An 11,906-nucleotide genomic window follows, 5' to 3' on the forward strand; every position below is an offset into this window, starting at 1 on the left:
GTCCATCGCATCGAGCCGATGGCGCGCCGACCACACCGTGGTCTCGGTCGGGCCGTACAGGTTCCAGGCCTCGCCGGCCTGGGCCACCAGCCGCCGCGCCAGATCCGGCGGCAGCGCCTCGCCGCCGCACAGCACCCGGCAGCTCGCCGGCAGCGCAGGGCCGTCATGATCGAGCAGCATCCGCCAGGTCGATGGCGTTGCCTGGATCACGGAGACGCCATGCCGCGCCACCATCGCCTTGAGCTTGCCAGGATCATGCGCGGCCGCGCGATCCGCCAGCACGACGCAGGCGCCGATCGTCAGCGCCAGCCACAGCTCCAGGACTGCGATGTCAAAGGACAGCGAGGTCAGTCCGAGCACGCGGTCGCCGGCCGTCATGCCGGGCTGCTTCGCCATGGTCGCCAGGAAGTTCGTCACCGCATCATGGCGAACCATCACGCCCTTGGGCAGGCCGGTCGAGCCCGACGTGTAGATCACGTAGGCGAGGCTCTCGCCGTAAACGGCGACATCGAGATTGCCGGCATCGCCGCCCTCGCCGTCCTGTCCATCAACGAACCACGCCTCCGCGCCGGTCTCCGCCAGGATGGCTGCGAACTGATCGTGCAATCCCTCTTGCGTCAGCACCAGCGCCGCGCCGCTGTCGCGCAGCATATGCGCCAGCCGCTCCGGCGGGTAATCCGGATCGAGCGGCAAATAGGCCCCGCCGGCCTTCAGCACCGCCAACAGCGCGACCAGCATCTCGACGCTGCGCTCGAGCGCCAGCCCGACCACGATTTCGGTCCCGACGCCGCGATCCCGCAATCGTCGCGCCAGCCGGTTGGCGCGTGCATTCAGCGCAGCGTAACTCAGCCCCACCTCGCCGAACACCAGCGCGATCGCCTCAGGTGACTTCCGGACCTGTGCCTCGAATTGCGCAATGATCCCTTCGCGCGGTTCATCCCGGCGCGTATCGTTCGCCCGTGCAAGCAGGACGTCATCCGCGGGGTCGCGGGCCGCGATCATCCCGACCGGTCGATCGGCATCCATGCTCAGCGCCTCGATCAGCCGCACAAAGGTTCGCTGCAGCCGTGCGATCTGAGCCTCGTCGAAATATTTGCGCTGATAGTTGAAGACGAGGCGCAGGCGCTCATCGACGCCGATGCTGGCGAACAAAGGATAATTGCTGCTCTCGACGATCCGGGTTTCGCCGACCTGGGTCTGCCGGTTCTGTCCGATCAGCGCGCGGTCGACCGGGTAATTCTCGAACACCAGGATGCTGTCGAATAGCGGCCGTCCGGGACGCCCTGCCAGCCGTTGGATCTCATAGAGCGGCGTGGCGCCGAATTCGCGCAGGGCCAGATTGCGATCCTGCAATTCGCGCAGCCATGCACCGACGGCCTGCTGCGGGCTGACGCCGTCGATCACGGGCAACGTGTTGATGAACAGGCCGACCATCTCTTCGGCGCCGGCGAGCTCGGGCGGCCTGCCCGACACGGTGACACCGAAGCAAACCGTCCCCTGCCCGGTATGCTGCCGCAGCAACTGCGCCCATGCCGCCTGCACCAGCGTGTTCATCGTGATCCGCTCGCGCGCCGCAAATTCCTGCAACCGTCCGGTCATGGCAGGATCCAGCTCCAGCGCAAGCATGCCATGGCCGGACGTTTCCACGTCCCCCCCTTCGGCCAGGCTGCCTGCGAGGAAGCTCGGCTCGACCAGCCCAGCCGTCGCATTGCGCCAGAACGCCGCCGATGCGTCGCTGTCGCGGCTCTTCAGCCACGCGATGTAGTCGCGATAGCGGTGCCGTAACGGCGGCAGGCGCCCCTCGCCGTTATGTTGCATCACTTCGGCGATGAACCGCGCCGAGCTCCACCCATCGAGCAGAATGTGATGATGCGTCCAGATCAGCCAATGCCTGTCGTTGCCGAGCCGGATCAACCGAACGCGCTGCAAGGGCGGCCGCGACAGGTCAAAGCCGGCGGCCTGCTCCTGCCGCGAAACGTCGGCCAGCGCCGCATCCAGTTGCGCCTGGTCCCAGGTCGCACTCCGTGCTCGCCAGTCATCCTCGATAAAGGGCACTTCGGCCCGTCGATAGACGACCTGTTGCGGCGCGCCGGACAGGTCACGCCAAATAAATCCCGTCCGCAGCACCGCGTGACGATCGCTGGCTGCCTGCCAGGCGCGGCGCAGCTTTCCGGCGTCCAGCCCACGGATCTCCGCCGCGACCTGGTTGACGTAGAGCCCGCTCTCGCCGTCATGCATCGCATGGAACAACATGCCTTGCTGCATCGGCGACAATGGATAGATGTCCTCGATCTCGCGCCAATCAAGCGCAAGCCTGTCGAGTTCGGTCTGACCCAGCCCCGACAACGCCACGTCCGATGGTGTCAGGCCGCAAGCGCCGCCGGTGCAGTGATCGACCAGCTCGCGCAACGCAGCCTCGTACAACGCAGCCAACCGCTCGACCGTCTCGCGCCGATAGCGCTTGCGGCCGAACCCGAACGATAGAAACAACCGACCATCGCGCACCGTGCCGTTCACGGTCAGCCAGCGTCGCAGCGGGCTCGATGCATCCCGCGATCGGCCCGCGCTTTCCGCTGCCATCTTGAACAGCGCCGCCTCATCGCCTCCGTCGATCTGGCCGAGATAGTTGAACGCAATCTTCGGCTCGCCGGCATGCGATAGCGCCAAACGTCGTTCTTCGGAGCCAAGATAGCGCAATACGCCGTAGCCCAGCCCGCGGCCGGGAATGACGCGAAGCTCCTCCTTCACGGTCTTGATCAATGACGAAGGATCTTCCGAGCCACCGGCCAACCGCACGGGAAAAGCCGTCGTAAACCAGCCGACCGTGCGCGAGAGGTCGAGATCGCCAGCGAGAGGCTCGCGGCCATGCCCCTCCAGCTCGACGAGAACGTCGTCCTGCCCACTCCACTGCCAGACGGCGCGTGCAAGGCCGGCAAGAAGGAGATCATTGATCTGCGTACGATAAGCCGATGGCGCATCCGTCAGCAGGCGCCGCGTCCATTCACTTTCGAATGACAGCAGGACCTCATCGGCATCGGCGATGCGATCGTTGCCCGCGTGGTCCTCGTCGCAGGGAACGTCCGCATTTGCACAGCGGCTGGTCCAGTAGGGTAACTCCGTCGCCAGTTCTGGCGAGGTCGCGTAAGCCCGCAAGCGCTGACCCCACAGCGCGTGAGCATGAGTCTTGGGCGGAAGCGCGGCCGCGGCGTCACCCTTCGCAAGCTGCCTGTAAGCGGACGCGACGTCCTCCAGCAGAATGCGCCATGACATCCCGTCGACCACGAGATGGTGGATCACGATCAGAAAACGCTGGCTGCCATCAGCGACATCGATGCCGACGGCCCGTAACAGCTCCCCGCCGGAGATCGACAGGCTTGCTTGCGCCGACGATGCCAGCGCCGTCACGGCATCGCGGCCGGCCGCCTGCCGGACCCAGAGCAGTTCCTCCGCGCCAACAGCAGCGCCGTGCTCGGCATACCAGCTTCCTTGCTTCTGCTCGAAGCGCAGGCGTAGCGCATCATGATGATCGACCACGGCGGCGAGCGCGCGCCGCATCACGTTCCAGTCGAGGCGCTCTCGCGGATGCAAGAGCACAGCCTGGTTCCAATGATCCCGATTCTCCATGTCCTCAGCAAAGAAGCGGGACTGAATCGGCAAGAGCGGATGCGGGCCGATGACCTGCCCCTGATCGGCGAGCGTCCCCGTGCGCTGCTCGGTCCGCGCCGCGCGCGCCAGAGCTTCGAGCGTCTGATGCTGGAATACGTCGCGAGGCTCGATCAGGTATCCGGCGCGCCGGGCGCGGCTCACCATCTGGAGCGAGATGATGGAATCGCCCCCGAGCTCGAAGAAATTGTCGGTGAGGCCGACGGCCGGCCGGCCGAGCAGCTCGGCCCAGATCGCCGCAAAGGCGATCTCCGCAGGCGTGCGTGGCGCCTGATGATCCGCATGGCCAGAGGCCATGTTGGGCGCCGGCAGCGCCTGGCGATCAACCTTGCCGCTCGGCATCAAGGGCAGCCGCTCCAGCACGGCAATTCTCGGCGGCACCATGTAATCCGGCAGGACGGCCGACAGCGCTGTCCGCAGCGCAGCCTCTTCCAACTCCGCCGTGCCGCTGACGTAGCCAACGAGCTGCCGGCCGGCGCCGACCTCTCGCGCCACCACCACGGCGGAGCGAACGCCGGACTGCTCGAGCAACCGGGCCTCGATCTCACCGAGCTCGATGCGGAAGCCGCGGATCTTGACCTGGTGATCCGCGCGTCCGACATAGTCGATCGCGCCATCAGCGCGCCAGCGCGCCAGGTCTCCCGACCGATAGAGCCGCTCGCCTTGCTCCCCGAAGGGATCCGGAATGAAGCGCTCCGCCGTCAGCTTCTCGCGTCGCCAATAGCCCCGCGCCAAGCCCGCCCCGCCGATGAACAACTCGCCGGTGACGCCCGCCGGAACCATGTTCAGATCGGCGTCGAGGATGCGGATCGTCACGCCGGGAATGGGCTGGCCGATCGGCACGCTCGTCCCATCCTCGTCGCGACAAGTCCAATACGTGGCGTTGATGAGAGCCTCGGTCGGACCGTAGCGATTGTCGAATCGCACGTGGGGGAACGCCGCACGTACACGCGTCATGAGATCGAGCGACAGCGCCTCGCCGCCAGCAAACAGGCGCTTGATCGAGGTGCAGCGCGCCGCGCCGGGCTCGGCCACGAAATGCTCGAGCATCTGCGGCACGAAGTGCAGCGTCGTCACGTCATGGGCGATGACGGCGTCCACCAGGAGTCGCGGCTCGCGATGCGCGCCTGGAGGCGCGATCGCCAGCCGCGCGCCGGTTGCGAGCGGCCACAATATCTCCCAAACCGAGACGTCGAAGCTGAACGGGGTCTTGTGCAGCAAGGTCTCGGCGGGATCGAGACCATACTCCGCCTGCATCCAGCCGAGCCGTGCCGCGAGTGCGCGATGCGAGCAGGCGACGCCCTTGGGTACGCCGGTCGAGCCGGACGTGTACATCACATAAGCCAGGCTGTCCGGATGAAGCGCCGGGTCGGGATTGCCGGCAGGCGCGCCGATCCGAGCTTCAGCCTCGCCGTCGATTGTCCAGGCCTCGACGTCCGCATCCGTGATCACAGACGCCAGATGCGGAAGCAGCCGCTCCTGGGTCAGCACCAGCGCCGTTCCGCTATCACGCAGCATGTGGAGCAGGCGATCGGACGGGTAGTCGGGATCGAGCGGCAGATAGGCGCCTCCGGCCTTCAGCACGGCCAGGACGCCGACGATCAGCTCGATGCTGCGCTCGAGCGCCAAGCCGACCAGCCGGTCGCGACTGATCCCGTGCTCCCGCAACCGCCATGCCAGGCGATTGGCACGCGCGTTCAGCTCGCCATAGCTGATCTGCCGTTCACCGAAGATCAACGCGATCGACGATGGCGAAGCCGCGGCCCGGGCTTCGATCTGCGCGACGATAGTGTCGCCAAGCTTCGGTGCCCGCTCGGCGCTGCCGCCCCAGCCGAGCAATCTCTGCTCCTCATCGGCATCGAGGCTGTCCAGCGCGCCCAGCGGCCGCGAGGCGTCCGCCACGATCCTGGCCAGCAGTTGCGACAGCGAGGCTTGCAGATATCTGATATGATCGTGGTCGAGGCGGCTGCGATCGTAGCGAAAGCCCAGATTGATGCCGTCGGGCTTGGCGAAGACCGCCACCGTCAGCGCATAGTTGGTGATCGAGACCTGCTCGACCCGGCCGAACCGGCGTCCGCTTTCGCTCTCGCCCCGTAGCGCCTGATCGATCGGATAGTTCTCGAACACGAGGATGTTGTCGAACAACGCGCGTCCGGAACGGCCGGCAAGACGCTGGATTTCGTACAGCGGCATCCAGCCGTGATCGCGCAGATCCGTGTTGCGCGCCTGGAGATCGCGCAGCCACGCTCCGATCTCGGTTTGCGGGCTTGCCTGATCGACGACGGGCAGCGTGTTGATGAACAGGCCGACCATCTCCTCGGCCCCGCTGATCTCCGCCGGCCGGCCCGAGACCGTCGCACCGAAACAGACCGCGCGCTGACCGGTGTGGCGGCGCAACAGCTGCGCCCAAGCGCCTTGCACCAGCGTGTTCAGCGTGACGCGCTCGCGCCGCGCAAAGGCTTGCAGGCTTGCCGTCAGGTCGGCCGTGAGCAGCAGGTCCGACGAGCCATGGCCGGAAGCACCGTTGGCCGCAGGTCCTCCCAGCGTGTCCGCTAGGAAGCTGGGCTCGTCCAATTCGGCCAAGGCCGATCGCCAGAACGACGCGGACGCGTCGCGGTCCTGCCTTTGCAGCCACGCGATGTAGTCGCGGTAGCGGCCCTTCACGGCCGATAGTCGCGCACCGCGTTCGTGCTGCAGGATCTCGGCCATCAGACGCGCGGCGCTCCAGCCGTCGAGCAGGATATGGTGATGGGTCCAGATCAGCCAGTGGCGTGCCTCGTCGAGCCGGATCAGCCGGACCCGCTGCAATGGCGCCTGAGACAGATCGAATGCCCTGGTACGTTCGGCTTGCGCAATACCCGCGAGCGCAACCCGCAGCTCCTCCTCTTCCATGGCGGCCGCCCGCGAGCGCCAGTCTTCTTCCGCGAATGGCAAAGGCGCAGAGCGATAGACCACCTGCTGCGCGGCCCCCGACAGCTCGCGCCACGCAAATCCGGTTCGCAACACGGCGTGGCGCGAGCTGATCTCGTGCCAGGCTGCGCGCAGCCTGCCGGCCTCGAGACCACGTACCTCCAGGCCGATCTGGTTGACGTAATTGCCGCTCTCGCCATCACGAAGGGCATGGAACAGCATGCCCTGCTGCATGGGCGACAGCGGATAGATGTCCTCGATCTCGCGGCAGTCGATCGTCGCGACCAGCGCGTCGAGATCAGCCTGCTTGAGGTTCGACAAGGCGAAGTCCGACGGCGTGATGCCGCGGGCGCCGCCCGTGCAATGCGCGACGAGTTCGCGCAAGGAAGCCGCGTAATGCTCGGCGAGACGTTCGATCGTTGCGCGCCGGTAACGCCTGCGGCCATAGCTGAACGACAGGCGCAACTGTCCTTCGCCGACCTGACCGTTGATGCTGACCCAGCGGCCGAGTGGCGCGCTTTCGCTGCGCATCGGCCCCGAGCTCTCGGGCGCGAGGCGGAACGGGGCACTCTCTCCCATGCTGGAATCGAACTGGCCGAGATAGTTGAAGACGATGCGCGGCTCAGGGCGTGTCGCCAGGGCGCTCCGCTGCGCCTCGGTGCCGAGATGGCGCAGGATGCCGTACCCCAGCCCGCGGTTGGGAACGGCCCGAAGCTCCTCTTTGATGGATTTGATCAGAGAGGCATCGTCCTCGGAGCTACCCGACAGCCGCACCGGAAAAGCAGTGGTGAACCAGCCGATGGTGCGGGACACATCGGCGCCCGCAAAGACGTCCTCGCGGCCATGGCCTTCGAGCTCGACGACGACGTCCTCGATCCCGCCCCAGCGCGACACGGCTCGCGCAAGTGCCGCCAGCAGGAGATCATTGACCTGGGTGCGGTAGGCGGACGGGGCTTCCTTCAGCAGCCGCGTGGTCAATCCGGCGTCGAACGCCAGCAGGACCTCCTCGCCGTCTGCAACCCGGTCGACCCCGCCATGATCGTCATCGCAGGGAAACGCCGCATGCGATCCCCGCTCCAGCCAATAGTCGAGCTCGGCTGCCAGCTCGTCGGTCGCAGCATAGGTCTGCAATCGCGCGCCCCAGGATGCATAAGAGTCGCTCCTCGCCAGCGCGACTGAAGCCGCGCCCTGGCGGAGCTGATCGTACGCCGTCGCAAAGTCTTCGAGCAGCACACGCCATGACACGCCGTCGATGACGAGATGATGCACCACCACCAGAAGCCGCTGGCTGCCGTCCGCGAGATCCATGCCGACCACACGCAACGGCGGCCCGGCCAGCGACAGGCTGGCCTGAGCTTGTGAGGCGACCTTCGTGACTGCGGCGGCATCCTGGAGGTCACCAAGAATCCACAGCAGCTCGGACGTTGGCGGTGTAGCGCCGTAGGTCGCGCGCCAACCGCCATCAATCTCCTCGAAGCGCAGGCGCAGGGCCGCATGATGCGCGACAAGAGCGGCAAGCGTGAGCTCGACGAGCTTCCAGTCGAGCCGCGACTTCGGCATCAGCAGGACGGCCTGATTCCAGTGATGACGGTCCCCTGCATCCTCACTGAGGAACCGCAACTGGATCGGCAGCAGCAGGTGCTCGTGGCCGTCGAGATCGATCTCAGCGGCGACGATCTCCGCTTTGTCTTCACTCCGCGCCACGCGCGCCAGATCCTGCAAGGTCTGATGCCGGAAGACGTCACGCGGCTCGATCAGCAGGCCCGCCTGGCGCGCGCGACCGACCAGCTGCAGCGAGATGATGGAATCGCCGCCGAGCTCGAAGAAATTGTCGGTGGCGCCGATGGCGGGCTGGCCGAGCAGCTCGGCCCAGATCGCAGCGAGCACCGTCTCGGCTGCGGAGCGCGGCGCGACATGCGCGGTGGTTGCGGCCGGCATCTCAGGCGCCGGCAGGGCGTCGCGATCAACCTTGCCGTGCGCGGTGAGCGGCAGCCGGTCCAATCGCACGATGCGGGCCGGCACCATGTAGTCGGGCAGCTCATCCGAGAGCGCCGCACGCATCGCCGCTTCGTCGAACGGCCCATCGCCGGCGACATAGCCGACCAGCTGACGGCTGACGCTGGCTTCAAGGGCAACGACCACGGCCGACCGCACGCCGGCCTGCCGCATCAGCCATGCCTCGATCTCGCCGAGCTCGATCCGTAAGCCGCGGATCTTCACCTGATGATCGGTCCGGCCCACATATTCGATGATGCCATCGGCGCGCCACCGCGCCAGATCGCCGGTGCGATACAGCCGCGCGCTCGGCGCGCCAAACGGATCAGGGACGAAGCGGTCGGCCGTCAGCTCGGCGCGCTGCCAGTAACCGCGCGCCAAGCCCTCGCCGCCGATGAACAGTTCACCGGTCACGCCGACCGGGACGATGTTGAAATCATTGTCCAGGATGTAGGCCGAGCGGCGGCCCACCGGGCGACCGATCGGGGCATAATTGCCGTCGATCTCCTCGCTCGCATCGACCTTCCAGACCAGCGGCGTGACCACGGTTTCGGTCGGCCCGTAGCCGTTGATCAATGCCCGCGGCTTGAGCGCGCGCTTGACCTTGTCGAAGCCGGCCTTTGGCATCGCCTCGCCGCCGAACGAGTACAGCTCGACTGGCGGCGGATCGCCACGCCACATCGCGAAATCAGCGAGCTGTTGCAGGTAGGCGGGCGGGAATCCGGCATTGGTGACGCGCTGCCGGCGCAGAACCTCGATAGTCTGTTCGGCGGACCACAGGTCCGCATCCCGCATCACGAGCGCTGCGCCGCAGGTCAGTGCGGTCCAGAGCCGCTCATGGGCGCCATCGAAGGTGAAGGACAGGAAGTGCAGCTCGCGCGAGTGCCGATCCATGTCGTAGAGCCCGGCCGTCACCTCGCAGTGCATGGCGAACGGACCGTGTTCGACCGCGACGCCCTTGGGGATGCCGGTGGAGCCGGAGGTGTAGATCACATAGGCAAGGCTGGTTGGCACCACCGCGATCTCGGGATCGCTTTCGCTCTCCTTGGCGAGATCGATCGCACCGAGCGGAACGACCACAACGCCAGCTGGCGGCGGCGTTAACGCCGAACTATCTGCGTCGACCAGCACGACACGCGCGCCGGCATCGCGCAGGGTGCCGACCTGTCGTCTGGCCGGATGCTCGGGATCGAGCGGCAGATAGGCTGCACCCGTCTTCAAGATGGCGAGCAGCGCTGTAATGAGGCCTGGCGAACGCCGTGCCGAGACACCGACAAGGTCGTCGCGCCCGACACCGAGGCGGATCAGGTGGTGCGCGAGCCGATTGGCGCGGCGGTTGAGCTCGGCATAGCTGATTTCATCGTCACCGAAGACCAGCGCCGGCGCGTCGGGCGTTTCGGCGGCCAGCCGTGCAACCGTCCGATGCACCGGTGTGAACGATGAGCTTGCCGTTTCGTCGGCGCGATTCCATTGCCGCAACTGCCCCAGTTCCTGTTCGGACAGCAACGCCACATCGGCGATCCCTTGCGCGTCGTCGGCGACCATGGCCTTCAGGGTCGTGGTCCAATGCGCGGCAAGACGCTCGATCGTCGCCGCCTCGAACAGCGCCGCCGCATAGGTAAAGACGGCGCGGATTTCGCCTGACAGCCCCTCCTCGGTATCGAGCGCGAGGTCGAACTTGACGGCATCGACCTCCGTATCGATCGTCTCGATCTGGAGACCGGTCCGATCCGATGGACTAGCCGACGCCCGACGGCGCTGATGATTGTAGAGGACCTGGAACAGTGGATTCTGACTCAGGCTGCGCGTGGGCCGAAGGATTTCGAGCAGACGTTCGAACGGCAGGTCCTGGTTTTCCTGTGCCTCGACAGTGGCCGCATGAACCGCCGCAATGAAGTCCGCGATCGCCGCGCGGCCGTCGATCTGCGTGCGAAGCACCTGGGTATTGACGAACAGACCGATCACGCCGCGCGCTTCGCCGCGATGCCTGTTGGCGACGGGCACGCCGATGTTGATGTCGGACTGCCCGGTGTAGCGATAGAGCAGCAGCTTGAAGCTCGCCAGCAGGACGGCGAACAGGGTCGTGCGATGCCGCCGCGCGAGCCCGCGCAAGCCATCGGCTAGCGCCGGGTCGAGCGGGATGCGATGTGCCGATCCCGCCAGATCCGGGACCGCCGGGCGCGGCCGGTCGATCGGCAGCTGGAGCACCGCCGGATCGGCGAGACGCCTGGTCCAGTAGCCGACCTGCCGTTCGCCATCGACCGCACTCATCCAGAGCCGCTGCCATTCGGCGTAGTCGGCATAGTCAATCTCCGGCTCCGGCAGCGCCGGTTCTTCACCGCAAGCGAATGCCGCGTACAGTTTCCAGAACTCATCAACCAGCACGCCCATCGACCAGCCGTCGGCCACGATATGGTGCAGGCTGACGACGAGGAAGTGATCGCCCTCGTCCAGCGTCAGCAGCGTCGCGCGCATAAGCGGGCCGGCCTCGAGATCGAACGGCAGCGAAGCCTCCTGCCGCGCAAGCTCGCGCGCCTGCCGTTCGCGGTCGTCGCCATCGAGGGCCAGGTGCCGCAATGCGGCCGGCTGCGGAACCTGGATGACTTGTTCGGCCTGCTCCCCTTCCTGCCGAAAGACGGTGCGAAGCGCGCTGTGGCGGGCGACAAGCATATCGAACGCCTGTTGCAATGCGCGTGGTTGCAGCTGGCCGCGCACGCGCACCGTCGCTGATATGTTGTAGGCCGCGCTGGACGGATCCATCCGCCACAGGAACCAGAGGCGCGCTTGCGCAAAGGACAGCGGCGCCCGCTTTCGCCCCTGGCGCACGATCGGCAGCATGGCGAGGTTGACGCCCTTCGCCGCGAGCTGCGACACGAACGCGTGCTGCTTGCCGGAATCGAGACGCATCAAGCGCCGTGAAATGTCGCGCAGCTGCTGCTTTTGCGTGGTTGCCGTGTCACTCATGGGACAGTTCGACTTCCTTCAACAGGTCGAGCATCGCTACGATGTCGTCGCTTCGCTTGTCGATCTCGCTCTCCAGGCCCAGCGCAGCAGCCATGGTTTCAACGGTCGTCAATTCAAACAGACGATTGAGCGGCAGGTCGTGGCCGAGATCCCGCTTGATGCGGCTGACGAGCTGGACTGCGATCAAGGAATCGCCGCCGAGCTCGAAGAAATTGTCGGTGACACCGATATTGGGCTGGCGCAGCAGATCGGCCCAGATCGCGGCCAATGCAGCCTCCGCCGGCGTGCGCGGCGCGATGCGTTCTGACTCCGCGAGCTGATCCGGCGCCGGCAATGCCTTGCGGTCGATCTTGCCGTTCGGCGTCAGCGGCAGG

The 11,906-nt window shown here is 66.4% G+C and carries 2 protein-coding genes; both read right to left on the reverse strand.

What is annotated here, in order from left to right; translation table 11 throughout:
* A partial coding sequence (locus tag XF30_RS25315) for a non-ribosomal peptide synthetase (protein ID WP_109144163.1) occupies positions 1 to 11,532 on the reverse strand: 11,532 nt, incomplete at its 3' end.
* The coding region (locus XF30_RS38240; protein ID WP_204524526.1) for a phosphopantetheine-binding protein at positions 11,525 to 11,906 on the reverse strand (382 nt) is incomplete at its 5' end. The genes XF30_RS25315 and XF30_RS38240, both read right to left, overlap by 8 nt.

The organism is Bradyrhizobium sp. SUTN9-2 (genome assembly GCF_003122645.1).
Classification (GTDB): domain Bacteria; phylum Pseudomonadota; class Alphaproteobacteria; order Rhizobiales; family Xanthobacteraceae; genus Bradyrhizobium; species Bradyrhizobium yuanmingense.